Source organism: Actinomycetospora succinea, from assembly GCF_004363095.1.
GTDB lineage: Bacteria > Actinomycetota > Actinomycetes > Mycobacteriales > Pseudonocardiaceae > Actinomycetospora > Actinomycetospora succinea.
Genome location: NZ_SNYO01000002.1, coordinates 407,076 through 430,828, shown reverse-complemented (window position 1 = coordinate 430,828; position 23,753 = coordinate 407,076). Strand labels below are relative to the sequence as shown.

The following is a 23,753-nucleotide window of genomic DNA, read 5'->3' as shown; positions in this document are numbered from 1 at the left end:
CTCCCCGGTGCCGACGGGCGGGCGTCAGGCCATCGACAGCGTCTGACCCGGCAGGATCATGTTCGGGTCGCTGATGACGTCGGTGTTCGCCTGGGCGAGCGTGCGCCAGGTCTGGCCGTGCGACGCGGCGATCGAGCTGAGCGTGTCGCCGTTCTTCACGGTGTAGGAACCCGTCGACGGAGCGGACGACGACGACCCCGAGTCGCGCACCTGGCGGGTCTCGGAGCGGCTGCTCGAGCTGCTGCCGGAGTCGTCGTCGTCATCCGAGTCAGAAGCGGACGAGGACGAGGACGACCCCGACGACTCCGACGACTCCGAGGACGACCCCGACGACGAGCTGTTCGGCGAGTCGTCGGTCTGCCCGGTCTTGCGCGAGCAGGTCGGCCAGGCGTTCATGCCCTGCTCGGCCTTGACGCGCTCGGCGACCCGGATCTGCTCCGAGCGGCTGGCGTCCTCCGGCTGGCCCGAGCCGCCGAAGGCGCGCCAGGTGGAGTCGGTGAACTGCAGGCCGCCGCCGAAGCCGTTGCCGGTGTTGATGCCCCAGTCGCCGCCGCTCTCGCACTGGGCGAGCGCGTCCCAGTCGGTGTCGGCGTGGGCGGCGGGCGCCGCGAGCAGGGCCGCGGGGACGACGGGGGCGCCGGCGGCGACGACGGCGAGCGCCGCCCTGCCGACGCGGCCGGGGCGGCGCGCCGCGCGGTGACGTCCACGGGGAGCGGCGGGTGCTGCGGACAGCACGGGGTCAACGATGTCCACGGTTCTCCACGAGCCGCGCGCTGCACACCGCACCGGACCGTCGCATGGGGGAGCGGACGGGGGAGCACCGGTCGCGGGCGCCCTGTCCGGGCACCGGTGATGCGGGGGAACGGGACCCGTCGGACAGGGGGAGCGCCCGGGTTCCGGTCGGCGCCGCCGCGCGGGCCGACGGACCGAGGCTAGATCTCCGGCGGGCCGCCGGCTGGTGGCTCTCAGGGACGTGAGGACGCGAGGAGATCACGAACGGGTGACAGAGGCGCAGCTCCGGGGATACGAACTGACCGAGAGCGACCGGTCACGAGCGCTCCGTACCTGAGACCTGTGATGCAGGTCATAGCGGCGAGAACGACGACGGCCCCGGCTCCACGCGGGAGCCGGGGCCGTCGACGCGCGGGACAGCGCGGTACGCGGATCAGCGCAGGGCGAGCTGCTGCCCGACGCTGAGGGTGTCCGGGTTCGCCAGGCCGTTGCGCTCGGCGACGGACTGCCAGGAGACGCCGTTGGCGGCGGCGATCGAGCTCAGGGTGTCGCCCGCCGCGACGGTGTGCGCGGCGCCGGCGGCGGCCGGGGCGGCCGGCTGGGCCGGCTTCTCGGCCGGGGCGGAGGACCGGATGCCCTCGGAGTCCGAGGAGTCGGAGTCGTCCGAGTCCGAGGAGCTCGAGCCGGAGTCGGACTCCGTGTTGGCCGAGCTGTCGGTGTTGCCGGTCTTCTTGGAGCACGACGGCCAGGCGTTCATGCCCTGCTCGGCCTTCACGCGCTCGGCGACCTGGATCTGCTCCTCGCGGCTGGCGTCCTCGGGCTGACCCGAGCCGCCGAAGGCGCGCCAGGTGGAGTCGGTGAACTGGAGGCCGCCACCGAAGCCGTTGCCGGTGTTCGTGCTCCAGTCGCCGCTGCTCTCGCACTGGGCCAGCTCGTCCCAGTCCGTGTCGGCCGAAGCGAGCCCCGTGGTCAGGGCCATCGGGGCCGCGGCGACCGCGCCCACCAGTGCGAACTGGGCCGCGCGCCGTCCGAGGGCGCGCGCCAGCGACTCATCGGTATTCCGAGCCATGACCTCTCTCCGTACCGCGCCGCGCGGGCAGGGCCTCGCGAGCGGGTCGACGGCCGGTTCCACGCGGCCTCACCGCCCGTGGGTGCGCAGGGGCACCCGGGGCCTGCAGTCCTCACGCCCGTCCGGTCCGCAACTTTCGTGTCGGGTCATCACCCGGGACCGCTGGACGAGCGACGGCGCGGCGATCCCGGGGGTATCAGGCCCCCGACACACCGGTCCGGTGCGTGCTGCGGGGAGCCGACAGCGAACGGTACGGAGCACACAACGCGTTTCAACCCGGGCTCATGCGACCGCTGTCACCGTCCCGTGACGCTTCCGTGATCAGGACGCGGGCAGATCTCCTGCTCCAGACGGGAGTCGATCTCCCACGCAAGCGGTTGCCACCGGCGCGTCACAGATCCGATCTGTGCGTGGCCTCACCGTCCTGACACGGCCGTTCGGCCCATCGGGTCTCAGGAGTGAGGCGGTCCGGTGGCTACCCCGCGGGCGCTAGGACATGCTGGTGCGGTGAGCGTGACCACCGAACCCACCAGCCCGGACGATCTGGCGCGCGCCCTCGACGGCACCGGTTACCTCGCCGACGAGGGCCTCGCGTCGGCGGCGTTCCTGGCGCTGCGCATGGGTCGCCCCCTCTTCTGCGAGGGCGAGCCCGGGACGGGGAAGACGGCGCTCGCCCAGGCGCTGTCGGAGTCCCTCGGGCTGCCGCTCGTGCGCCTGCAGTGCCACGAGGGCATCGACGCCTCGCAGGCCCTCTACGACTGGGACTTCCCGCGCCAGCTGCTGCACCTGCGCGCGCTCGAGGCGTCGGCGAGCGCGTCGCACACCGAGCTCGACGTCGACGCCGTCGAGTCCTCCCTCTACGACCGCCGGTTCCTCCTCGCGCGCCCGGTGCTCCAGGCGCTGCAGGACGCGCCGTGCGTGCTGCTCGTCGACGAGGTCGACCGCGCCGACGACGAGTTCGAGGCCTTCCTCCTCGAGGTCCTCGCGGAGAACTCGGTGACCATCCCCGAGATCGGCGTGGTCAAGGCCGAGACGCCCCCGCTCGTCGTCCTCACCTCGAACCGCACGCGCGAGGTCCACGACGCCCTCAAGCGCCGCTGCCTCTACCTCTGGCTCGAGCACCCCGACCTCGCCCGCGAGACCGCGATCCTGCGCCGGCGCCTGCCCGACCTGCCCGAGGCGCTCGCCGAGCAGGTCGCGCAGGCCGTGCACGGGCTGCGCGGGCTCGACCTGCTCAAGCCGCCGGGCGTCGCCGAGTCGATCGACTGGGCCCAGGCGCTGCAGCTGGTCGGCGCCCGCCACCTCGACCTCGCGTCGGCCACGGCCACGCTGGGCGCGGTGCTGAAGTACCGCGAGGACGCGGACCGGGCGCGCGACAAGCTGGACGCCCTGCTCGCCTCATGACCGCCGGGGACACGGGCGGGAGCAGCGACACGCCGGCTCCCCGCCCCCACGCCGGCGCGGTGCTGGCCGCCGGCGTCGTCGACGACCTCCGCGGCCCCGCCGACCCGCCGGGGGCCGACGAGGTCCTCGAGGACTTCGTCGCCTTCACCCGCCTCGTCCGCGGGGCCGGCGTCCCGGTCACGACCGACCGCGTCGCCGCCTACCTGCAGGCGCTGCGCCTGTCCGACCTGACCAGCGAGGTCGCCACCTACTGGGCGGGCCGCCTGACGCTCTGCGCCGACCCCGACGACGTCGTGCGCTACGACCACGCGTTCGCCGCGTGGTTCTCGTCCGACCCGCGTGACCAGCGGATGGGGCGCCCGTCCCAGCCGAAGCCCCGCGTCTCGACGATGGCCGCGCTCACCGAGCCGCCGCCGGGCACCGGGGACGGCGACGAGGAGGAGACCCCGGAGCTGCGGGTCGCCGCCTCCGGCGAGGAGGTCCTGCGCGACCGCGACATCGCCGAGCTCTCGATCGGCGAGCGCGAGCACCTCAAGCAGCTCCTCGCGCTGCTGCGCCCCGCGCCCCCGAAGCGGCGGGCCCGCCGCCGCCGGCCGGCCCGGCGGGGCGAGCCCGACCCCCGGCGCACGCTGCGCGCGGCGCTGGCCAACGGCGGCGAGATCGGTGACCTGCGCCGGCGGGCCCGCCGCGAGCGCCCCCGCCGGGTCGTGCTGCTCATCGACGTGTCCGGCTCCATGAGCCCGTACGCGGACACGCTGCTGCGCTTCGCCCACGTCGTCACCCGGCGCACGCCGACGGCGGTCGAGACGTTCACGCTCGGCACGCGCCTGACCCGGGTGACGCGCGAGCTGCGCCAGCGCGACCCGGAGCGCGCGCTCGCCGACGCCGGGCGCGCCATCCCCGACTGGTCGGGCGGCACGCGGCTCGGCGAGGTGCTGCGCGCGTTCCTCGACCGCTGGGGCCAGCGCGGCGTCGCGCGGCGCGCGGTCGTCGTCGTGTTCTCCGACGGCTGGGAGCGCGGGGGCGCCGAGCTGCTCGGCGAGCAGTCGGCGCGGCTGCGGCGCCTGGCCCACAAGGTGGTCTGGGTGAACCCGCACGCGGGCAAGAGCGGCTACGCCCCCGTGCAGGGGGGAATCGCGGCGGCCCTGCCGCACGTTGACCGGTTGTTGGCGGGTCACTCCCTGACGACGCTGGCCGAACTGCTGGAGGTGCTGCGGGATGCGTGACGTGCTGCCGACCCTGGAGTCCTGGTGGGACTCGGGTCGTCCGACGGCGCTGGCCACGGTGGTCGGGACGTTCCGGTCCGCCCCGCGCCAGCCGGGCGCGTCGATGCTCGTCGGCGACGACGGGCAGGCCGTCGGGAGCGTGTCGGGCGGCTGCGTCGAGGGCGCGGTCTACGAGCTCGGCTCCGGGATCCTCGAGGGCACCGACGAGGCGACCCTGCAGCGCTACGGCGTCTCCGACGACGACGCGTTCGCCGTCGGCCTGACCTGCGGCGGCATCCTCGACGTCTACGTCGAGAAGGTCGACCGCGAGTCGTTCCCGCAGCTCGGCGCCATCGCCGCGGCCGTCCGCGAGCACCGCTCGGTCGCCGTCGCCACCGTCGTCTCGGGGCCCGCGGACCGCATCGGGCGCCGGCTGGTGGTGTGGCCCGAGGAGGTCGAGGGCAGCACGGGCTCGGCCCGCCTCGACGACGCGCTGCGCGACGACGTCCGCGGCCTGCTCGCCGCCGGCCGGTCGGCGCTCGTGTCCTACGGCACCGACGGCGAGCGCCGCGGCGAGGGCCTGCAGGTCTTCGTCGAGTCCTTCGCGCCGCCGCCGCGGCTCATCGTCTTCGGGGCCATCGACTTCGCCGCCGCCGTCGCGCGGATGGGCACGTTCCTCGGCATGCGGGTCACCGTCTGCGACGCCCGCCCGGTGTTCGCGACGTCGAGCCGCTTCCCCGAGGCGCACGAGGTCGTCGTCGAGTGGCCGCACCGCTACCTCGCCAAGGAGGCCGAGGCGGGGCGCATCGACTCGCGCACCTCCCTGGCCGTCCTGACCCACGACCCCAAGTTCGACGTGCCGCTGCTCGAGGTGGCGCTGCGCCTGCCCGAGATCGGCTACATCGGGGCGATGGGGTCCCGGCGCACCCACCTCGACCGCCAGGAGCGGCTGATCGAGGCCGGGGTCACCGAGGCCGAGCTGGCCCGGATGTCGAGCCCCATCGGCCTCGACCTCGGCGCCCGCACCCCGGAGGAGACCGCGGTGTCGATCGCCGCCGAGATGATCGCCCAGCAGTGGGGCGGACGGGGCACCCCGCTCTCGGATCGCGAGGGCCCCATCCACACCGAGTCCAACGTCGAGCCCGCCGTGTCGGCGGCCTCGCTGGTGCAGACCAGCTAGACGACCCGGGCGGTCAGCAGCAGGTACTCCCAGTCCATCGACCCGTCGCCGCGGTCGTGGCGCTGTGCGACGCCCGCGATGTCGGCGTCGAGCGCGGCGGTGCGCTCGGCGTCGTCGGCGACGTTGCGGTACGCCACGATCGTCGGCCCGTAGGTCACCTTCCAGTAGGTCCGGAAGGCCTCGGGCGACCCGAACGCCGAGACCCGCACGGTCTGCCGCGTCGTCTCGACGTCGGCGACGCGGTCGCCGAGCAGCGCGCGGACGTGCTCGTCGTCGCCCCACAGCGGCGGCGGCTGCGCACCCGGCGGGGGCGGCGGGGCGTAGGGCTTCATGGTCTTGAACAGGTCGCCGACGAACCCCTCGGGCGTCCAGCTGATGAGCGCGATCCGCCCGCCGGGCCGCACGACGCGGACGAGCTCGTCGGCGGAGGTCTGGTGGTGGGGCGCGAACATGATGCCCACGCACGAGGTCGCGACGTCGAACGAGTCGTCCTCGTAGGGCAGCGCCTCGGCGTCGCCCTCCTCCCAGCGCAGCGCGACGCCCTGGCGCGCCGCGAACTCGCGGCCGGCGACGAACAGCTCCGGGGTGAGGTCGGAGGCGACGACGTCCGCGCCGGCGAGCGCGGCGGGGACGGCGACGTTCCCGGTGCCCGCGGCGATGTCCAGGACGCGCTCCCCGGGGCGGATGCCGGCGGCGGTGACGAGCCGCGGGCCGAGCTCGGCGATGAGCCGGTCGGCCACGTCGGGGTAGTCGCCGAGGCCCCACATGGTGCGGTGGCGGGCCTTGAGTGCGCGGTCGGCGTCGGTGGCGGTGATGGTCGTGTCGGTCATGGGGTTCTCCCGCGGTCTGTCCGTGTCGCTGTCGACGTGAACGGTCCGCTCACCGAGAGCGCCGGTCATCGGGAGGACCTCCCTACGTTTCTCGGGACGACTAGGCCGTTCGGGACATTCCGTGGGTGGTATTGATCACGTAGGGTCACCGGGGTGGACCTGCTCGAGCGCGAGGACGAGCAGCGCCTCCTCGCGCGCGCCTGGCAGGAGGCGCGCTCCGGCGCGGGCTCGGTCGTCCTGCTCGCCGGCGAGTCGGGCATCGGCAAGACCTCGCTGGCGCGGCAGTTCGCCGGCGACCTCGACGCGGGTGACGTCCTGTGGGGCGTCTGCGACCCGCTGGGCGTGCCCCGGCCGCTCGGCCCGCTCCACGACGTCGCCGCCGACCTCGGCGACCCCGTCGCCGGCCTGCTCCACGCCGGCGCCCCGCCCCACGAGATCCACCGGGCGCTGCTCGACGCGCTCTGCGCCCGCCCGCGGCTCCTCGTCGTCGACGACCTGCAGTGGGCCGACGAGGCCACGATCGACCTGCTGCGCTTCCTGCTGCGCCGCGTCGCGGGCACGCGCTCGCTCGTGCTCGCCACCTACCGGGCCGACGAGCCCGACCCGCAGCCGGCGCTGCGCGCCCTGCTCGGCGACGTCGCGCGCACCCCGGCCGCGACCCGCCTGGAACTCGGCCCGCTGTCGGTCGCGGCCGTGACCGCATTGGTCGGCGGGCGTGCGATCGACCCCGGTGACCTGCACCGGCTCACGCAGGGCAACTCGTTCTTCGTCACCGAGGTGGTCAGCCAGGGCGGCGTCGTCGACGGCGGGGGCGACCTGCCGGTGTCGGTGCGCGACGCGGTCCTCGCCCGCACGGCGGGTCTCGACGCGGAGGCGCGCGACCTCGCCGACCTCCTCGCGTGCGCCCCCGGCCCCGTCCCGGACACGCTGCTGCCCGCGCTGGGCGCGGGGATCGGGCCGCTGCGCACGCTCGACTCGGCGGGGCTCATCGGCCGCGACCGCCGGGGCATCACCTACCGCCACGACATCTGCCGGCTCGCGGTCGCCGGGGCGATCCCGCCCGGCGGCGAGATCGCGCTGCACCGGCGCATGGTCGACGCCCTCGAGACGCTCGCCGACCCCGACCCGGCCGTCCTCGCCCACCACGCGCTGGCCGCGGGCGACGACGGGCGCGTGTTCCGGTACGCGGCGCGGGCGGGTCGCGTCGCCGCGGCGTCGGGCGCGCACACCGAGGGCGCCCGTTTCTTCACCACCGCGCTGGAGCACGCGCCGGCCGACGCGCTGGGCGCGAAGGCGGGGCTCTGCGAGCTGCTCGCGCACGAGCTCTTCCTCACCAACCGCCTCGAGGAGGCGATCGCCGCCAGCCACCGCGCGATCGGCTGGCACCGGGCTGAGGGCGACCTCGACGGCGTGGGCGCCGGGCACCGGTCGCTCGCCTCGTTCGAGTGGTACCACGGCGACCGCGCCCGGGCGATCGAGCACGCGACGACCGCGATCGACGTCCTCGGGCCGCGTGCCGCGCCGGGCAGCCGGGCCGCCGGACTCCTCGGTCACGCGCTGGCGGTCCGCGGGTTCCTGGCGATCCAGGACAACGACCTCGTCGCCGCCCGCGAGCTGCACGACCGCGCCGCGGGCGCCGTCGCGGCGGGCGGGGCGGACGACGCCCTCGGGGTCCGGCTGATGCTGCTCGACACCGTCAGCGGGATCCTCGACGGGGACGGCTCGGCGCGGGGCCGGCTCCTGGACGCCCTCGAGGCGGTCGGCGACGACGTCAAGGTCGAGCACTCCACCTGCTGGACCCAGCTCGCCAACCTCGACGTCGAGCAGCGGCGCCTCGACGCGGCGGAGAAGGTGCTCGACCGGAGCCTGCCGCTGACCGTGCAGTGGGAGTACCCCATCTGCGAGCACTGGCAGCGCGGGGTGCGGGCGCGCCTGCGCGGGATGCGCGGTGCCTGGGACGAGGCCGTCCACGACGCCCGCGGGGTGCTCGCCGACAGCGGGTCGCTGCTCACCCACACCTGGCCCTCGCTGGTGCTCGGCGTGGTCGCGCTGCGCCGCGGCGACCCCGAGGCCGACGCGCACCTGGAGCGCGGCTGGGACATCGCGGTGCGCTTCGGCGAGCCGTTGCGCCTGCTGCCCGCCGCGTCCGCGCTGGCCGAGCGCTGCTGGGTGACGGGCGAGCCCGACCCCCGGCTCGCCGACGTCCTCGAGCGCTACGCGGAGATCGGCACGCGCCCCGGCACCGAGTGGTCCGCCGCGGAGCTCGCGGTCTGGCTCCGGCGCCTCGGCCACGACGTCCCCGCCCCGGAGCTGCCGCCCGACTCCCCGTACCGCCTGCTGCTCGACGGCGACCCCGCCGCGGCCGCGCAGCGGTGGGCGGAGCTCGCGTCGCCCTACGACCGGGCCCTCGCGCTCGTCGACACCGGCGAGGCGGCCGAGGTGTTCGCCGCGCTCGAGGTGCTCGACCGGCTCGGCGCCGACGCCGTCGCCGCCAAGGTCCGCCGCGACCTGCGCGGACGCGGCGTCACCGGCGTGCCCGCCCGGCCGCGGACCACCACGCGCACCAACCCCGCCGGGCTCACCGCGCGGCAGGTCGACGTCCTGCGCCTGCTCGCCGAGGGCCTGACGAACGCGGGCATCGCCGCGCGGCTCTACATCTCCGAGAAGACCGCCGACCACCACGTCTCGGCGATCCTCGCCAAGCTCGACGTGCCCACCCGGCGCGAGGCCGCCGCGGCCGCGCGCGCCCTGGGTGTCGTCCCGGAGCGCCGGCTCGCGCAACGGACCTAGATATCTGGGCGGTCCTCGACCCCCGGCGTGGGTGGCCACGCAGAGCAACATGGGGAGAGGGCACCGATGTAGGGGGCCCGCTCCCGGCGGCATGGTCCTCCCATGTCCATCACCGAGCGTCACACTTTTCGCGGCGGCGAGGTCCGGACGGCCGTGCGTGACCTGGCGCCGGTCGCCCTCGGGCTCGTCCCGTTCGCCCTCCTGATCGGCGTCACCGGCGCCCGCTCGGCGGCCGGCGGCGGCACCGCGGTGCTGTCCTCGGTGCTGCTGCTCGGCGGCAGCGCGCAGATGACCGCGCTGACCCTGCTCGCCGGCGGCGCGGCGTCGGGCGCGGTGATCGCCACCGTCGCCGTCGTCAACGCCCGCTTCCTGCTCTACTCGGCGGCACTCGAGCCGCACTTCCGCGACCAGCCGACCTGGTTCCGCTGGCTCGCGCCGCACTTCGTCGTCGACCCCACCTACGCGATGGTGTCGCGGCGCCTCGACGCGCTGGCCGACCCCGCGGCGTTCCGCCGGTACTGGCTCGTCGGCGGCGGCGGGCTCGCCCTCGCGTGGATCGCCATGACCGCGGCGGGCGCGCTGCTCGCCCCCGTCCTGCCCGCCTCGGCGGCGCTCACGGTCGCCGCCCCCGCGATGTTCCTCGCGATGCTCGTGCCGCAGCTCAAGCAGCGCACCGGGCGCCGGGCGGCCGCGGTCGCGGGCGTCGTGGCCGCCGTCGCCGCGACGCTGCCCCACGGTCTCGGCCTGCTCGCCGCCATCGTCACCGGCGTCCTCGTCACCACCCTCACCGACCGGAGCGCGTCATGACCCTGTTCTTCGCGGCCGTCGCGACCCACGGTCTGCGCACGGTCCTCATCACCCTCGTCCCCGCCCACCGGCTGCCCGCCGTGCTGCGCCGGGGCCTGCCCCACCTCGCCCCGGCCGCCCTCGCCGGCCTGATCGTGACCGCGCTCGTCGGTCACGCCGGCCCGCTCGCGCTGGTCGTGCCCGGTCCGACGCACCTCGCGCTCGCGGCCGCCGGCCTCGTCGCGTGGCGCTTCCGCAACCCCGCCCTGCCCGTCCTGGCCGCCGTCGCGGTCGCGATCGTCGTGGAGGTCCTGTCGTGACCGGCACCCTGCTCGGCGTCTGGGCCCACCCCGACGACGAGACCTTCCTGTCCTCCGGCCTGATCCTCGCGGCCCGCGAGCGCGGCGACCGCGTCGTCCTCGTCACCGCCACCCGCGGCGAGCAGGGCACCGACGACCCCGGCCGCTGGCCGCCCGAGCGCCTCGGCCGGCTGCGCGAGCGCGAGCTCGAGGCCGCGCTGGCCGTGCTGGGCGTGGACGAGCACCGCTTCCTCGGCTACGGCGACGGAGCGTGCACGACGGCCGCCGAGCCGCTCGCGGCGCGGGCGATCGCCACGGTCATCGAGGAGGTCCGCCCGGACACGATCGTCACCTTCGGGCCCGACGGCGTCACCGGTCACGCGGACCACCGCGCGGTCGGGCGCTGGACCACCCGGGCGCGCAACGCGGTCGCGCCGGAGGCCGAGCTGCTGCGCGCGGTCCTCGCGCCCGGCTTCACCCGCCGGTTCGCCGCGGTCAACGACGCGTTCGGCGTCTTCATGGACGACCCCGCCGACGACGTCGACCCGGGCCTGCACCTGCGGCTCGAGGGCGACCGGCTGGACCGGAAGATCGAGGCGATGCTGGCGCAGGACAGCCAGACCCGCCGTCTGGTCGACGGTGTCGGGATCGCGACCTTCCGGCGCTGGTGGGCGGAAGAGGCGTTCCTCGTCGATCGCCCCGTCGCGGTGGCGGCCGCCTGAGGGTGTGACGTGGGTCGCGACCTGCACCGATCGCGTGTCCGGGCAACCTCGGCGTCACCCTGCCGTCGCCCGCTGTCTCTCTGTAACGTGGGCTACATCGTCGTGCGGGTCGGCCATTCGGCCGGTCGGCAGAGAGGGGGCAGCGTGGTCCTCGTCGACAGCGTGACCCGTGCCGGGGAGTCGGTCATCGCCCATCGGCGCTCCCAGGAGCCGGTGAACGGTGCCACCGTCGCCCCCCAGCGGAGCCCGGCCGAACGGTCGGCCACGCGGTCGAGCACCCCCACCCCCCGCCTCGCCAAGTTCCACGTCCCGGAGATCCTCTTCGGCCCGGGATCGCTGTCCGAGGCGGCCCACGCGGCCGTGCGCCTCGGTGCGCGCCGCCCGATGCTCGTCACCGACCCGGGGCTGTGCGCCGCCGGCTGGCCCACCCAGCTGTGCGCCCACCTCGCGGAGGCCGGCCTGCGGCCCACGGTGTGGGACGGCGTCACGCCCAACCCCAAGGACCACGAGATCGCGGCGGGCCACGTCGTCTACCGCGAGCAGCGGTGCGACGTCATCGTCGCGCTCGGTGGCGGCTCGGTGATCGACGCGGCCAAGGGCATCGCGCTGCTGGCCGGCAACGGCGGGCTCATCACCGACTACGAGGGCGTCGACCGGATGGCGCTGCCCATCCCGCCGATGGTCATGGTGCCGTCGACGTCGGGCACGGGCGCCGACGTCTCGCAGTTCTGCATCGTCACCGACACCGCGCGCAACACCAAGATCACGATCCTGGGCCGCGCGCTGGTACCGGACATGTCGATCGTCGACCCCCACCTGCTCACCACGATGCCCGACTGGCTGAACGCCGCCACGGGTCTCGACGCGCTCACCCACGGCATCGAGGCCTACGTCTCGCGCGCCCACAACCCGCTCACCGACCACCACGCGCTGCAGGCGATCGCGCTGGTCGGGGAGCACCTCGAGCGCACGATGGACCACCCGGCCGAGGAGTCCGCGCGCACCTGCATGGCGCAGGCGGCGCTCGAGGCCGGGCTGGCGTTCACCAACGCGATCCTCGGCGCGGCCCACGCGATGAGCCACCAGGTGGGCGGGCTGCTCGACCTGCCGCACGGCGTCATCAACGGCGTGCTGCTGCCGCACGTCATCCGCTTCAACGCCGAGCCCGACCCGCACCGGTTCGTGCCGATCGCCCAGGCGCTGGGCCTGCCCGGCCGGATCGCGCCCGACTCGACGGCCGGCGCGGCCGAGGCCGCGGAGTGGGCGGCGGCGGAGGTGCGGCGGATCGCCGACGAGCTCGGGGTGCCGAAGGGCCTCGGCGAGATCGGCGTGACGGCCGACGACGTCCCGGTGCTCTCGCGCATGACGCTCGCCGACGCGTGCCTGTCGACCAACCCGCGCGAGGCCGACCAGGCCGACATCGAGACGTTGTTCCGGGCGGCGCTGTAGTGCCCCGCAGGACCTCTCCATGAGCGTCGACCACCACGATCTGGACCAGCTCACCGGCATCCGGTCGGGCAAGCCGTCCTTCTACATCGAGTACCTCGCCTCGGCCGAGCGGCTGCGGCGGGTCATCCACGCCCTCGACCGGATCTCCCGCGCGCTGGTGCGCACCACCGAGGGCCCGGGCACGCTCGTGCGCTCGGTCGCCGAGGCGGCCGCCGACCACCTCACCGCCGACTGGGTGGTGTTCGCCCTCGCCGACGGCGCGCTGCCCGAGGCCGCGCCGCGCCACCTGGTGCTGGGCCCGGCGGGCGAGGAGGTCGACGCCGCGGACCCGGAGCTGCCCGCCTGGGTCACCGCCCACCTGAGCGCCGTGCGCTCCGGGGAGGGGCACCGTCACGAGGACGGCGGGGCCCGGACCTCGAGCGGCTCCGGTGCCGACGGCTCCGACATGGAGCACGACCCCCACCACCTGCACGTCCCGGTGCACCTCGACGGCGACGTCGTCGGCGAGATCGTCGCCTGGACCGGCGCCGAGCGGGCCATCGACGCCACCGACGCCTCGGTGCTGCGCGTCCTCGCCGGCCAGACGGCGGCGGCGCTGCAGAACTCCGCGCTGCACCAGCGCACGATGCGCCTCTACGGCGAGGCCAGCAGGCACGCCGAGGACCTCGCCGCGCGCAACGACCAGCTCCAGCGCACCCGCGACGCGCTCACCGTGGCCCGCCAGCGCGAGGTCCTCGACTCCGAGCGCCACCGCATCGCGCGCGAGCTGCACGACTCGGTCACCCAGTACGCGCTCTCGGCCGGCATGCAGATCGAGGTCGTGCGCTCGGAGATCCGCGACGAGCGCCAGCGCGGCCGCCTCGAGACCGCCAAGGCGCTCACCCGGCGCGCCGTCGAGCAGCTGCGCAGCGCGATCTACGCGCTGAACCACTCCGGCGACCGCGGGCCCCAGAGCCTGCCGGCCATGCTCGAGGAGCTCTCGACGGTCCACATGCCCTCGGACCTGCGCGTCGAGGTGCGGATCGAGGGCCGCCCGGTGGCGCTGTCGTCGGCGGCCGAGCGCTCGCTGTTCCGGGTGGCCGGCGAGGCGCTGTTCAACGCCGCGGTGCACGCCGAGGGCAGCGTCGCCGTCGTCCGCCTCGCCTACCGCAAGGACCGCCTGGTGCTCTCGGTGTCCGACGACGGCACCGGCGACCCCGAGCACGTGCGCCGCTCGCTGCGTGTCGCCGCCGCCGGCGACCTCGACGGCTCCCACCGCGGCCTGGTCAACATGGCCGAGCGGGCCCGCGAGATCGGCGGCACCCTGCGCATCCGTCGCGCACCCCAGGGCGGCATCCGGGTCGAGGTCGGGGTGCCGCTGGGCGCCTGCCCCGGCCCGGCGGCGCCCACCGAGTCCTCACTGACGTCCGAGGAAGCCAGGAGCAGGTCATGACCGAGATCCGCGTGCCCGCACGCACCACCGCCAAGCGCGGGGAGGTGCGCATCGTCCTCGTCGACGACCACGCCATCGTCCGGCAGGGCCTGCGTTCCGTGCTCGAGCGCGAGCCGCAGTTCGCGATCGTCGGCGAGGCGTCCAGCGCGGCCGAGGCGCTCGCCGTCGTCGCCCACCAGCGCCCGACGATCGTGCTGCTCGACCTCAAGCTCTCGACCAGCTCCGACTCCGAGGGCCTGCAGCTGTGCCGCCAGCTGACCCAAGCGCACCCCGGTGTCGGCGTGCTCGTGCTGACGACGTTCCTCGACGACCGCCTCGTCGTCGAGGCCGTCCACGCCGGCGCGCGTGGCTACGTCGTCAAGGACGTCGACACCACCGAGCTGACCTCCGCGATCCGGGCGGTGTCGCGCGGCGAGTCCGCGTTCGACTCGCGCTCCGCGGCGGCCGTGGTGCGCTCGCTCAACGGCCAGCAGCCCCACGGCGACCCGCTCACCGGCCGCGAGCTCGACGTCCTGCGCCTGCTCGCCCGCGGCATGTCGAACCGCACCATCGGCCGCGAGCTCTTCATCTCCGAGACGACCGTGAAGTTCCACGTCGGCAACCTCATGCGCAAGCTCGACGTCACCCGCCGCGCCGAAGCCGTCTACGCCGCCTCGAAGATGGGCCTGATCTAGCCCGACCCGACGCGCACGTCCCCGTGCGAGCGATGCGGCATCGCTGGCGTCTGAAGCCAGAAACGCCACATCCTCGCCGGCGCGACACGCCGAATCAGCCCAGCTCGACGTCCAGCCCGGCGAGCACCTCGGGGTCGGCGATCATCTCGATGGCCACGATGCGCCCGTCGACGATCACGATGTCGAACGCCGAGTAGACCGTCCCGCCGGGGGCGAACACCGCACCGGGCACGCCGTCGAGCAGGGCCGGCTGCGCGGCGCGGGCGCGTCCGCTGAACACGCGCGCGACGGCTTCGGCGCCGTGCACGCTCTCGGCGAGCTCGGGGGCGCGCCCGCGGTTGGCCTCGGCCGCGGCGACGGCGACGCGGTCGGCGCGCAGCTCCACGTCGGGGTCGAGCACGCTGAGCAGCCCGGCGAAGTCGCCCTCGCGCGCCGCGGTCAGGAAGGCCTCGACGACCTCGCGGCGCCGGGCGGGGTCGGCCTCGGCGGTGTCCGACCCGCCGCGCACGCGCCGGCGCGCCCGGCTCGCGAGCTGGCGGGCCGCCGCGGGGCTGCGCTCGACGACGGTGGCGATCTCGTCGAACGGGACCGCGAACAGGTCGTGCAGCACGAACGCCAGGCGCTCGGCGGGCTCGAGGCGCTCGAGGACGACGAGCAGCGCGCCGCCGAGCGCGTCCGCCTGCGCCGCCCGGGCCTCGGGGTTCGGCTCGAGGTCGACGGCGTCCGGGGCGTCGTCGATCGGGGACTCGGCCCGGGTGCCGCGCGTGCGCAGCATCGACAGCGCGACGCGGCTCGCGACGGTGGTCAGCCAGGCGCGGAGGTTCTCCACCTCGCTGGTGTCGGTGCGCGCCAGGCGCAGCCACGTCTCCTGCACCGCGTCGTCGGCCTCGGCGGAGCTGCCGAGCAGCCGCAGCGTCACGGCGCGCAGGTGCGGGCGGTGGGTCTCGAAGGTCGCGGCGAGCTCGTTGTCGTCCATCGGTCACATCCCTGGGTCCTCGGGGGTCTCACTGATGGGACCGGCGAGGACCGGTCGATGTGACCACGGATCAGGAGATTGCCATGACCGGACGACTCGAGCACTTCACCCGCGCGCTGCCCGGCTTCGGCGAGGCCGTCGGGTCGATGATCGGCACGATCCAGGCCACCGGCCTCTCGGACGGCATCCGCGAGCTCGTGCACCTGCGGGTCAGCCAGATCAACGGGTGCGCCTTCTGCGTGGACTCGGGCACGAAGACGGTGCGCAAGAACGGCGAGTCCGAGGACCGGCTGGCCATGCTCGTCGTGTGGCGCGAGGCCCCGGGCTTCACCGACGCCGAGCGGGCCGCCCTCGGGCTGGCGGAGGCGGCGACCCGGATCAGCGACCGCCTCGAGGCCGTGTCCGACGAGGTCTGGGACGAGGCGGCGCGGCACTTCGACGAGACCGCGCTGGCCGGGCTCGTCGCGCAGATCGCCCTGACGAACCTGTTCAACCACGCCAACGTCGCCATCCGCCGCCCGGTCGGCGCCTGGTGATGGCCGCCGGCCACGTGAGTGGAATGGGTCGCCAGGGCGACCCATTCCACTCACGTGGGCCGCAGGCCCCTCACGGCAGCGGCGCCAGCAGGCGGTGGGGGCGGCGCAGGGCGACGCTGACGGCGTCGTCGCGCACCGGACGGTCGGTGTCGGCCGCGGGCACGAGCAGGTACGTCTCCAGCGACGACGGCGCCGGCAGCGTCCCGCACGCGGGGCAGACGGCGCCGGCGGCGAGCTCCGCACCGCCCTCCGGGCAGTCGGCGTGCCGGAACCGGCGCCGTCCGCCGCCAGGCCCGACGAGGTGGCGGTCGCCGAAGCGCGCCAGCGAGTACACGGCGGGCCACAGGTCGAGCCCCGTGTCGGTGAGGACGTACTCGTCGCGACCCGGCGCGTAGTTGCGCCGCGCGAGCAGGCCCGCGTCGACGAGGGTCGCGAGCCGGTCGGACAGCACGGCCCGCGGGATGTCGAGGTGCGCGCGCAGGTCGGCGAAGCGGCGGACGCCGAAGAAGCAGTCGCGCAGCACGAGCAGGGTCCAGCGCTCGCCCACGATCTCGAGGGCGCGGGCGAGCGCGCAGTCCTGTCGGTCGTAGTTCTGCCCCAGCGGCACGGTGACCAGCCTAGCAGTTCGGTTCAATCAACGAACCGAACCTGCTAGCGTCCGACCCCGTGAGCTCGCCCCGCGCCACCCTCGCCATCGCCGGCACCGCCACGTTCCTCGCGCTCGTGGCCTTCACGACCCCGCTCGCGACGCTGCCCTCGACGGCGTCCGCGCTCGGCGCCGGCCCCGAGGCCCAGGCCTGGATCCTCAGCTCGATGAGCATCGGGCTCGGCGTCGCCCTGCTCTCGGTCGGCGCGCTGGGCGACGACCTCGGCCGGCGCCGCGTCCTCGTCCTCGGCGCGGGCGTCCTCGCGGTGTCGTCCGTGCTCGGCGCGCTCGCCCCGAACGCCCTCGTGCTGGTGATCGCGCGCATCCTGCAGGGACTCGGCGCGGCGGCGCTGGTCGCGTGCTCCCAGGGCCTGCTCGGTCACGCGTTCCCGGCCGGCACCCCCGAGGCCCGCACCGCCAGCAGCGTCTGGGGCGCGAGCCTCGGCGCCGGCATCGCCGCCGGCCCGTTCCTCGCGGCGGGCCTCGACCGCGTCGTCGGCTGGACCGGCGCCTACTGGGCGGCCGCGGCCGGCGCCGTCGTCCTCGCGGTCGTCACCCACCGCACGGTGCCCGAGTCGCGCGCCGAGACCCCGCGGCCGATCGACCTGCCCGGCGTCCTCGTGCTCGCCGCCGGCCTCGGGGCCCTGCTGGCCGGCCTCGTCGAGGGGCGCGCCGGCTTCGCCCGCCCCGGCGTGCTCGCCCTGCTCGCGGCGGGCGTGGTGCTCCTCGCGCTGTTCGTCGTCCTCGAGCGCCGGCGCGCCGCCCCGATGCTCGACATGGCCCTGTTCCGCTCGCCCGCCTTCGTCGCCGCGACGGTCGGGGCGCTCGCCACCGGCATGGGCATCATCTCGACGACCTCCTTCCTGCCCACCGTCGTCGAGCGCGGGCTCGGCAGCACCGCGGTGGTCGGCGCGCTGCTGCTGCTCGCGTGGTCGGGCACGAGCGTGGTGACGGCGCTGCTCGCGCGGCGCCTGCCCGCGGGGTGGTCCGGGCGCCTGCTGCTCGCCGGCGGGCTGCTCGTCGTCGCGCTCGGCCAGGTGCTGCTGCTCGGGCTCGCGCCGGACAGCACGCCGCTGTCGCTGGTGCCGGCGCTCGTGGTGGCCGGCGCCGCCAGCGGGATCGTCAACGCCGCCCTGGGACGCGAGGCGGTGGCGAGCGTGCCGCCGGGTCGCGGCGCGATGGGCGGCGGCGCCAACAACACCGCGCGCTACGTCGGCTCGGCGATCGGCACGACCGTCATCGCCGTCGTCGCGACCCGTCCGTCGCTCGGCGGGGGACCGGCCGGCCTCGTCGCCGGCTGGAACGACGCGCTGCCGCTGCTCGTCGCGTTCTCGCTGGTCGGCGCGGGTGCGGTCGCCGCCTGCCGGCCCCGCCGGGTGCGCACACCGGTGACGACCGGATGACGCAGCGCCACGTCCGGGGGAGGATCGGGGACATGGACAAGTCGAAGCTCGCCGAGACCCAGGGCCCGCTCAAGTCGCAGTACAAGGAGGACCCCGAGTCGGCCGTCGTCACGCTCAAGGCCGACGGGGACGTCGACGGCTCCGGCATCGCGTGCCGTGTGCAGACCTCGCAGGCGCTGGTCGAGGCCGGCCTGCACCCCGCCACCGGCGGTGACGGCACCCAGCTGTGCTCGGGCGACATGCTCCTCGAGGCGCTCGTCGCCTGCGCGGGCGTCACCCTGCGCGCGGTGTCGACGTCGATGGGCGTCGAGATCCGCGGCGGCAACGTGCACGCCGAGGGGGACCTCGACTTCCGCGGCACCCTGGGCGTCGCCAAGGACGCGCCGGTCGGGTTCCGCGAGGTCCGCCTGCGCTTCGACCTCGACACGGACGCCGACGCCGACACCCTCGCCACGCTGCACAAGCTCACCGAGCGGTACTGCGTCGTGTTCCAGACGCTGGCCAAGCCGCCGGAGCTCTCGGTCGAGATGACCCCGCGCCAGGCCGCCACCGCCTGACGGGGCCTGACGGGGCCTGACGGGGCCCGCCCCGGAACGAACGAACGGCGCTTTCGCTGCTTCCGAAGCAGCGAAAGCGCCGTTCGTTTCTCACGCGGCGAGGCGTCCGGGCGACAGCACTCGCCCGGACGGCTCAGTCCGTGTGGTACGGGTCGTAGTGGATGTTGAGGAACGGCGTGCCCGCGTCGAGCAGCGCGTTCACGGTCGCCCGCACCATGGGCGGCGAGCCGCTGACGGTGATCTCGCGGTCGGCCCAGGCGCCGTAGCGGGCGACGACTTCCCCGACCGTCCCCGTCTCGGCGCCGTGCTGCCGGCCGTCGTCCTCGACCACCGGGATGACCGACAGCCAGGGGTTCTCCTGCGCGCTGCGCCGGAGGGCCTCGATGTCGTAGAGGTCGCTCCAGGTGCGGCCGCCGACGAACAGCGCGACCTTGCGGTCGGTGCCCTCGACGATGAGCTGCTCGATGATCGATCGGGCCGGCGCGAGGCCGGTGCCGCCGGCGACCATGAGCAGGTCGGAGCGCGAGCGCGGGTCGAGCGTCATCTGGCCCATGGGCGGGCCGATGCGCCACACGTCGCCGACGCGGGCGTGCGACACGATCGCGCGGCTGACCCAGCCGCCCGGCACCGTGCGGACGTGGAACTCGAGCACGCAGTCGGGACCCGGGGCGTTGGCCGGCGACATCGAGCGCCACATGCGCGGACGCTGCGGGGTCTCGACGCTGACGTACTGGCCGGCGACGTAGGGCACCGGCTGGCTGGTCTGCACCCGGACCACCGCGAGGTCCTGGGAGATCCGCCGGTGCTCCATGACGCGGCCCATCCAGACCGCGGGGCCGCGCTCGGCGTCGGCCGCCTCGCGCATGATCTGCGCGACCAGGTCGTAGGCGCCCGTCCAGGCGTCCTCGATCTCGTAGGTCCACACGTCCGGGCCCGCGGTCTCGCGGATCGCCCCGAGCAGCGCCTCGCCGACCTTGTCGTAGTGCTCGCCGATGACCCCGAACTTCCGGTGGTCGCGGCCGAGCTGGCGCAGGAAGACCGAGAGCTCGTCGGGCCGGTCGACCATCTGCACCACGTGGACGAGAGCCCGCAGCAGGCGCGTGCGCTGCAGCTCCATCGTCACGGGGAACAGGTCTCGGGTCTCCGGCGCGATGCGGAAGAGCCACCCGTAGAAGAGGCTGCCCAGCTCGTCGGAGCGGTGCGCGACCGCGTTCCAGCTGGAGCGGATCAACGACACCATCTGGTTGACGTCGTTGGAGCCCGACGCCTCGCGGGGGGCGGGCAGGCCGACGCCGTCGGGGGTGAAGGAGGTCGTCGGCTCGGCCTGCGGCGGGGGCGGCGGTGGGGGCGCGGTCGGGATCGGGCCGAACGGCCCGGACGATCCCGAGGACGAGCCCGAGTGGCGGCCGCCGGAGAACGGCGCCGGCGGTGCGGCGGCCGGTGCGGATCCCGGGTAGGGGGATCGGCCACCGGACGGCGGACCGTGCGGCCCGGGCGGGTAGGTCATCGAGCTCCCCTCGGACGCGGAGCGGTAGGAACCCGTGCGGTCGTGCCCGGGTGCGGTGGGCGGGGACGGGCGGTACTGCCCGTCGCGACGGTCGTCCGCGATGTCGAAGACGGAGCTGTCGGGCTCGTCGGGGCCGTTCGTTCGACCACCGCCGAGGGGGCGGGAGAGTGCGGCCGAGGACGTCTCGTAGCCGTCGGGCTCGGACCGGGTGCCGTACCGGGCGTCGGCGGTGTGCGCGTCGTCACGGCCGTACCGGTCGCCCGGGGCGTGGGACCGGCCGAGCGGTCCCCCGGCCAGGGAGCGATCGTCCCTCGCTGCGGTCACGTCTGGTCGACTCCTCGTCCCGGATGACTGATCTCCCCCGGCGTCGCGCCACCCTAGCGGTTGTCCTCGACCTGGGGACGCTACTCCCGGTCGTGCTCCGCGCCGCCCCGACGTGTATCCGTGCGGTCAGCGTAGGTCCACGCCCGGTGAGCGGAGCCCGAGGTCGCACCCATCGGGTGACACGGCCGAACGGCCGCGTCATCCGACGTCGCACGACGACCGTTCCCCGTGGTCGATCTCCACGCCCTGGTCGACGGTCCGGGCGGGGGTCGCCGGACGGGCCTCACTCGGCGGTGGTGGTCCCGCCGTCCAGGGGCGACGACGACGATGACGGGTCCGGGGCGTCGCTGTCGAGGTCCCCGAGCCCGCGGCTCCCGACGGCCGCGCCCTCGGGGGCGCCGCCGTTCGTCCCCGCGTCCGCGCGCGGGGTCGGGCTCGGCGTCGTCGACCGCGGCGTGCGCGAGGTGGTCGTGGTCGAGCGGTCGGGCGTGGTCGACCGCGCCGTCGTGGACGTCGGCCGGTGGCGCGAGGTCGGGGTGGTGGCGCGCGGCGGGGCGGCCGGCGCCGGGGCCCGGCGGGCCGACGCGGCGACCGACGACGGCTCCGGGGCCCGGCCCTCGTCCGGGTCGAGCGCCTCGACGACGCCGGTGTCGACGGTCGGGAGGGTGTGCTCCGGGGTCTCCGGGACCGGCGTCTGGTCGGCGGGCACGTTCGGCACACCGGGGAGCGCGATCTCGGCGCCGGTGCGCTGGGCGTCGAGCCCCAGCGCGATCCCGACGCCCCCGACCGCGACGGCGGCCATCACGGCGGCCGCGGCGGGCACCGACGACAGCCCGCGCCGGCGGGCGCCCGCGGGCGCCGCACGCGAGAGCATCCGGGCCATCTCGTCGGCCCGGGCGCGCATGTGCCGCGAGGGGCGGGGTCGGCGGCGGGCCGCCGGCGCCTCGGGGGCGACGACGGCGTCGACGTCCGGGCGGCCGGGCGCGGCGATGTCGGCGATCGCCGGCACCTCCGGCACGGCGGGGGAGGGGCGGCCGGCGTCGACCGGGCCGGCGAGCCCGGCCGGAGGCACCACGGGCAGCGCGGCCGTCTCGGCGTCGTCGGCGGGCGGGCCCGCCGGGCGGGCGCCGGGCGCGCGCATCCCACCGGTGCCGTCCGGCTCGTGGCCCGCGGGCCCCCGGGCTCGCGTCACGGTGCACCTCCCGGCCCCGCCACGCGTCGCCTCCGGCGGCGTCACGCGCTGTATACGAAGCCATCACACGTTGTCGACCGGACAGCGTGCCAGATGCGATCGACCGGCGACGGACGACCCGTGCGCTGCGACGATGCCCGGGGCCGTCGAGAAGGGCCGGTGTGTGCGAAGGGTGGTCGAGCCGCCCACTACAGTGGGCCCGCGTGGAGCCGTCCCCGTGCGCCGGCACGCGCTCGAGACCGTGGAGCGAACACCGCGTGGCCGTCGCCGCCGTCGCGTACCCGTTCGTGGTCATCATGCTCGGCGTCGCACTCCCGGACCTCCGCGATCAAGGATTTCTGCTGGTCAGCGTCGTGCTCGCCGCTCTGATCGGCGGTGCGGCGCTGGGCCGAAGGGGTCATCACGGTTCGGACGTCCGCCGGGGGAACTGATCCGAACAGCGAGATCCGTTCCGGGAGCCGGGGCGGCAGAGTGGTCAGTCGGCCGTACGGGGACGGCTCGAGACACGGAGGTGGCATGACGCGCGGCATGATCGATGTCGTCGGCACCGGGGACCGGACGTCCCCCTCCCCGCAGACCCCGGACGGTCGGACCCCACCCCGGGTCCCCGCTGCCCCGCCCCAGCCCGCTCCGCACGGCCCCGTGCATCCCCACGGCCCGCGGCCCTACACCGCGCGCCCGGCCGGCGGCCCGGGTCACGTCCCGCCGTCGGTGGCCGCCGCAGCGCCGAGCGTGGCGCGGGTCAGCGCGCCCGTGGCGCCGTCCGGACCCTTGGAGACGGCCGCCCCGGAGAGCACCGTCGAGGTCGACTCCGCGGCGCTGCCCGCGGTCCCGGCCGCCCGCACCGGCGACACGACCGGCGACCGCGCCGGCGACACGACCCCGCGCCGCCCCGGCGTCGACCCCGCCGAGGCCGAGGAGTTCGTCCGCCTCTTCCACGCCGAGACCCCGGCCGCGGGCCCCGCCGAGCCCCGCGTCGCCGCGGTCCGCGAGGAGATCGCCCGCACCGGGACCTACGTCCACACCACCGAGGAGCTGGAGTTCGGCGCGCGCATCGCGTGGCGGAACTCGGCGCGCTGCATCGGGCGGCTGTACTGGCGCAGCCTGCACCTGCGCGACCGCCGGCACGTCACCGCGCCCGACGAGGTCGCCGCCGAGTGCGTCGGGCACCTGCGGGAGGCGACGCGCAAGGGGCGCATCCGCTCGACGATCACCGTGTTCGCCCCCGACGGGCCGTCGGGACGCGGGCCGCGGATCTGGAACGAGCAGCTCATCCGGTACGCGGGCTACCGCGCCGGCGGCCGGGCGCTCGGCGACCCGCGCACCGCGGGCTTCACCGACACCGCCCGCACCCTGGGCTGGATGCCGCCGAGCCCGATGGGGCGCTTCGACGTCCTGCCGCTGGTCGTCAGCGGCGGCGGCGAGCACGTCGTCGAGGGCCCGCAGGTCCACGAGATCCCGGCCGACGCCGTGCTCGAGGTGCCGCTGACCCACCCCGACCACGCGTGGTTCGCCGACCTCGAGCTGCGCTGGCACGCGCTGCCGGTGATCAGCAACATGCGCCTGGACATCGGCGGGATCTCCTACCCGGCCGCGCCGTTCAACGGCTGGTACATGGCCACCGAGATCTCGGCCCGCAACCTCGCCGACGCCGACCGCTACGACATGCTCGGCGAGGTCGCCGAGGCGATGGGCCTCGACACCTCGAGCGACCGCACCTTGTGGCGCGACCGTGCGGCCGTCGAGCTCACCGCCGCCGTGCAGCACTCCTTCGACGAGGCCGGCGTCTCCCTCGCCGACCACCACGGCGAGTCGCGGCGCTTCCTGCGCTTCGTGGAGAAGGAGGAGGCCGCGGGCCGGACGTGCCCGGTGGACTGGAGCTGGATCGTGCCGCCGATCTCGGGCGGGCTCACCCCGGTGTTCCACCGGTACTACGACGAGCCCACCGACACCGGACCGATGTTCCGCCTGGACGACCAGGCCGCGGCGCGGGCGGGCGGCTGCCCCGTCTGAGCAGCTGTCTGATCAGCGGTTGAGCCT

Annotated in this window: 22 protein-coding genes; 15 read left to right on the top strand and 7 right to left on the bottom strand. The window is 75.5% G+C overall.

Annotated features, from left to right (window positions below; all coding sequences use genetic code 11):
* Positions 1 to 24: 24 nt before the first annotated feature.
* Positions 25 to 735 carry a LysM peptidoglycan-binding domain-containing protein gene (locus EV188_RS32935; RefSeq protein ID WP_279536709.1) on the bottom strand — a complete coding sequence of 237 codons (711 nt, stop codon included), beginning with the start codon at positions 733 to 735 and terminating at the stop codon, positions 25 to 27.
* A 430-nt stretch (positions 736 to 1,165) separates the two neighbouring features.
* Entirely contained in the window at positions 1,166 to 1,801 is a 636-nt protein-coding gene (locus EV188_RS32930) for a LysM peptidoglycan-binding domain-containing protein (protein WP_133825792.1), read from the bottom strand.
* 513 nt (positions 1,802 to 2,314) lie between these two features.
* Here EV188_RS32930 and EV188_RS08395 point away from each other — a divergent pair.
* The 3 genes from EV188_RS08395 to EV188_RS08385 are packed head-to-tail and all read left to right on the top strand — an operon-like array spanning position 2,315 to position 5,590.
* On the top strand, positions 2,315 to 3,205 hold the full coding sequence (locus EV188_RS08395; RefSeq protein WP_208114072.1) for an AAA family ATPase: 891 nt from the start codon (positions 2,315 to 2,317) through the stop codon (positions 3,203 to 3,205).
* A complete protein-coding gene (locus EV188_RS08390) occupies positions 3,202 to 4,431 on the top strand; it encodes a vWA domain-containing protein (RefSeq protein WP_133825790.1) in 1,230 nt (409 codons plus the stop codon). Before EV188_RS08395 ends, EV188_RS08390 begins: the two co-directional genes overlap by 4 nt.
* Entirely contained in the window at positions 4,424 to 5,590 is a 1,167-nt protein-coding gene (locus tag EV188_RS08385) for an XdhC family protein (RefSeq protein WP_133825789.1), read from the top strand. The genes EV188_RS08390 and EV188_RS08385 overlap by 8 nt, the downstream gene beginning before the upstream one ends.
* On the opposite strand, the gene EV188_RS08380 is transcribed toward EV188_RS08385, so the two are convergent.
* Positions 5,587 to 6,420, bottom strand: coding sequence for a class I SAM-dependent methyltransferase (locus EV188_RS08380; RefSeq protein ID WP_133825788.1), 834 nt, complete (start codon positions 6,418 to 6,420; stop codon positions 5,587 to 5,589). The two genes, EV188_RS08385 and EV188_RS08380, sit on opposite strands and share 4 nt — an antisense overlap.
* Positions 6,421 to 6,573: 153 nt before the next feature.
* Between EV188_RS08380 and EV188_RS08375 the strand changes: the two genes are divergently transcribed.
* The 7 genes from EV188_RS08375 (at position 6,574) to EV188_RS08345 (ending at position 14,572) form a co-directional block, all read left to right on the top strand.
* Entirely contained in the window at positions 6,574 to 9,210 is a 2,637-nt protein-coding gene (locus EV188_RS08375; RefSeq protein ID WP_133825787.1) for an ATP-binding protein, read from the top strand.
* Positions 9,211 to 9,312: 102 nt separating this feature from the next.
* Positions 9,313 to 10,017, top strand: coding sequence for an AzlC family ABC transporter permease (locus EV188_RS08370; protein ID WP_133825786.1), 705 nt, complete (start codon positions 9,313 to 9,315; stop codon positions 10,015 to 10,017).
* The gene (locus tag EV188_RS08365) at positions 10,014 to 10,316 is read left to right on the top strand and encodes an AzlD domain-containing protein (protein ID WP_133825785.1); all 303 of its coding nucleotides are present in this window, start codon (positions 10,014 to 10,016) and stop codon (positions 10,314 to 10,316) included. The genes EV188_RS08370 and EV188_RS08365 overlap by 4 nt, the downstream gene beginning before the upstream one ends.
* Positions 10,313 to 11,017 (top strand): PIG-L family deacetylase, encoded by a 705-nt coding sequence (locus EV188_RS08360; protein WP_133825784.1) that lies wholly within the window; start codon positions 10,313 to 10,315, stop codon positions 11,015 to 11,017. Before EV188_RS08365 ends, EV188_RS08360 begins: the two co-directional genes overlap by 4 nt.
* A 144-nt stretch (positions 11,018 to 11,161) precedes the next feature.
* Positions 11,162 to 12,466 carry an iron-containing alcohol dehydrogenase gene (locus EV188_RS08355; RefSeq protein WP_133825783.1) on the top strand — a complete coding sequence of 435 codons (1,305 nt, stop codon included), beginning with the start codon at positions 11,162 to 11,164 and terminating at the stop codon, positions 12,464 to 12,466.
* A gap of 19 nt (positions 12,467 to 12,485) precedes the next feature.
* Positions 12,486 to 13,898, top strand: coding sequence for a MadS family sensor histidine kinase (locus tag EV188_RS08350; RefSeq protein WP_133825782.1), 1,413 nt, complete (start codon positions 12,486 to 12,488; stop codon positions 13,896 to 13,898).
* Complete coding sequence (locus EV188_RS08345) at positions 13,895 to 14,572, top strand: MadR family response regulator transcription factor (protein ID WP_133825781.1); 678 nt, start codon at positions 13,895 to 13,897, stop codon at positions 14,570 to 14,572. Before EV188_RS08350 ends, EV188_RS08345 begins: the two co-directional genes overlap by 4 nt.
* Positions 14,573 to 14,666: 94 nt before the next feature.
* Here the strand turns inward: EV188_RS08345 and EV188_RS08340 are convergent, their stop codons facing one another.
* Entirely contained in the window at positions 14,667 to 15,548 is an 882-nt protein-coding gene (locus tag EV188_RS08340) for a sigma-70 family RNA polymerase sigma factor (protein ID WP_133825780.1), read from the bottom strand.
* A gap of 83 nt (positions 15,549 to 15,631) precedes the next feature.
* On the opposite strand from EV188_RS08340, the gene EV188_RS08335 reads away from it, so the two are divergent.
* Positions 15,632 to 16,084 carry a carboxymuconolactone decarboxylase family protein gene (locus EV188_RS08335; protein WP_133825779.1) on the top strand — a complete coding sequence of 151 codons (453 nt, stop codon included), beginning with the start codon at positions 15,632 to 15,634 and terminating at the stop codon, positions 16,082 to 16,084.
* A 70-nt stretch (positions 16,085 to 16,154) separates the two neighbouring features.
* Here the strand turns inward: EV188_RS08335 and EV188_RS08330 are convergent, their stop codons facing one another.
* Positions 16,155 to 16,691 carry a winged helix-turn-helix transcriptional regulator gene (locus tag EV188_RS08330; protein WP_133825778.1) on the bottom strand — a complete coding sequence of 179 codons (537 nt, stop codon included), beginning with the start codon at positions 16,689 to 16,691 and terminating at the stop codon, positions 16,155 to 16,157.
* Positions 16,692 to 16,750: 59 nt separating this feature from the next.
* Between EV188_RS08330 and EV188_RS08325 the strand changes: the two genes are divergently transcribed.
* Positions 16,751 to 18,133, top strand: coding sequence for an MFS transporter (locus tag EV188_RS08325; RefSeq protein ID WP_208114071.1), 1,383 nt, complete (start codon positions 16,751 to 16,753; stop codon positions 18,131 to 18,133).
* A gap of 32 nt (positions 18,134 to 18,165) precedes the next feature.
* On the top strand, positions 18,166 to 18,690 hold the full coding sequence (locus EV188_RS08320) for an OsmC family protein (RefSeq protein WP_133825776.1): 525 nt from the start codon (positions 18,166 to 18,168) through the stop codon (positions 18,688 to 18,690).
* 133 nt (positions 18,691 to 18,823) lie between these two features.
* On the opposite strand, the gene EV188_RS08315 is transcribed toward EV188_RS08320, so the two are convergent.
* Positions 18,824 to 20,521 (bottom strand): FAD-binding oxidoreductase, encoded by a 1,698-nt coding sequence (locus EV188_RS08315; protein WP_341770747.1) that lies wholly within the window; start codon positions 20,519 to 20,521, stop codon positions 18,824 to 18,826.
* A 283-nt stretch (positions 20,522 to 20,804) separates the two neighbouring features.
* On the bottom strand, positions 20,805 to 21,713 hold the full coding sequence (locus EV188_RS08310; protein ID WP_133825775.1) for a hypothetical protein: 909 nt from the start codon (positions 21,711 to 21,713) through the stop codon (positions 20,805 to 20,807).
* A 257-nt stretch (positions 21,714 to 21,970) separates the two neighbouring features.
* Between EV188_RS08310 and EV188_RS31450 the strand changes: the two genes are divergently transcribed.
* Together EV188_RS31450 and EV188_RS08305 are read left to right on the top strand one after the other, a co-directional pair.
* Positions 21,971 to 22,144 carry a hypothetical protein gene (locus tag EV188_RS31450; RefSeq protein ID WP_166659784.1) on the top strand — a complete coding sequence of 58 codons (174 nt, stop codon included), beginning with the start codon at positions 21,971 to 21,973 and terminating at the stop codon, positions 22,142 to 22,144.
* An 85-nt stretch (positions 22,145 to 22,229) separates the two neighbouring features.
* A complete protein-coding gene (locus tag EV188_RS08305) occupies positions 22,230 to 23,726 on the top strand; it encodes a nitric oxide synthase oxygenase (RefSeq protein ID WP_243741559.1) in 1,497 nt (498 codons plus the stop codon).
* The last annotated feature ends 27 nt before the right edge of the window (positions 23,727 to 23,753 follow it).

Bases quoted from the DNA above. Each gene is read 5' to 3' on its own strand.
- EV188_RS32930 (WP_133825792.1), bottom strand. From the start codon at position 1,801: ATGGCTCGGAATACCGATGAGTCGCTGGCGCGCGCCCTCGGACGGCGC.
- EV188_RS08390 (WP_133825790.1), top strand. From the start codon at position 3,202: ATGACCGCCGGGGACACGGGCGGGAGCAGCGACACGCCGGCTCCCCGC.
- EV188_RS08385 (WP_133825789.1), top strand. From the start codon at position 4,424: ATGCGTGACGTGCTGCCGACCCTGGAGTCCTGGTGGGACTCGGGTCGT.
- EV188_RS08380 (WP_133825788.1), bottom strand. From the start codon at position 6,420: ATGACCGACACGACCATCACCGCCACCGACGCCGACCGCGCACTCAAG.
- EV188_RS08370 (WP_133825786.1), top strand. From the start codon at position 9,313: ATGTCCATCACCGAGCGTCACACTTTTCGCGGCGGCGAGGTCCGGACG.
- EV188_RS08365 (WP_133825785.1), top strand. From the start codon at position 10,014: ATGACCCTGTTCTTCGCGGCCGTCGCGACCCACGGTCTGCGCACGGTC.
- EV188_RS08350 (WP_133825782.1), top strand. From the start codon at position 12,486: ATGAGCGTCGACCACCACGATCTGGACCAGCTCACCGGCATCCGGTCG.
- EV188_RS08345 (WP_133825781.1), top strand. From the start codon at position 13,895: ATGACCGAGATCCGCGTGCCCGCACGCACCACCGCCAAGCGCGGGGAG.
- EV188_RS08340 (WP_133825780.1), bottom strand. From the start codon at position 15,548: ATGGACGACAACGAGCTCGCCGCGACCTTCGAGACCCACCGCCCGCAC.
- EV188_RS08335 (WP_133825779.1), top strand. From the start codon at position 15,632: ATGACCGGACGACTCGAGCACTTCACCCGCGCGCTGCCCGGCTTCGGC.
- EV188_RS08320 (WP_133825776.1), top strand. From the start codon at position 18,166: ATGGACAAGTCGAAGCTCGCCGAGACCCAGGGCCCGCTCAAGTCGCAG.
- EV188_RS08305 (WP_243741559.1), top strand. From the start codon at position 22,230: ATGACGCGCGGCATGATCGATGTCGTCGGCACCGGGGACCGGACGTCC.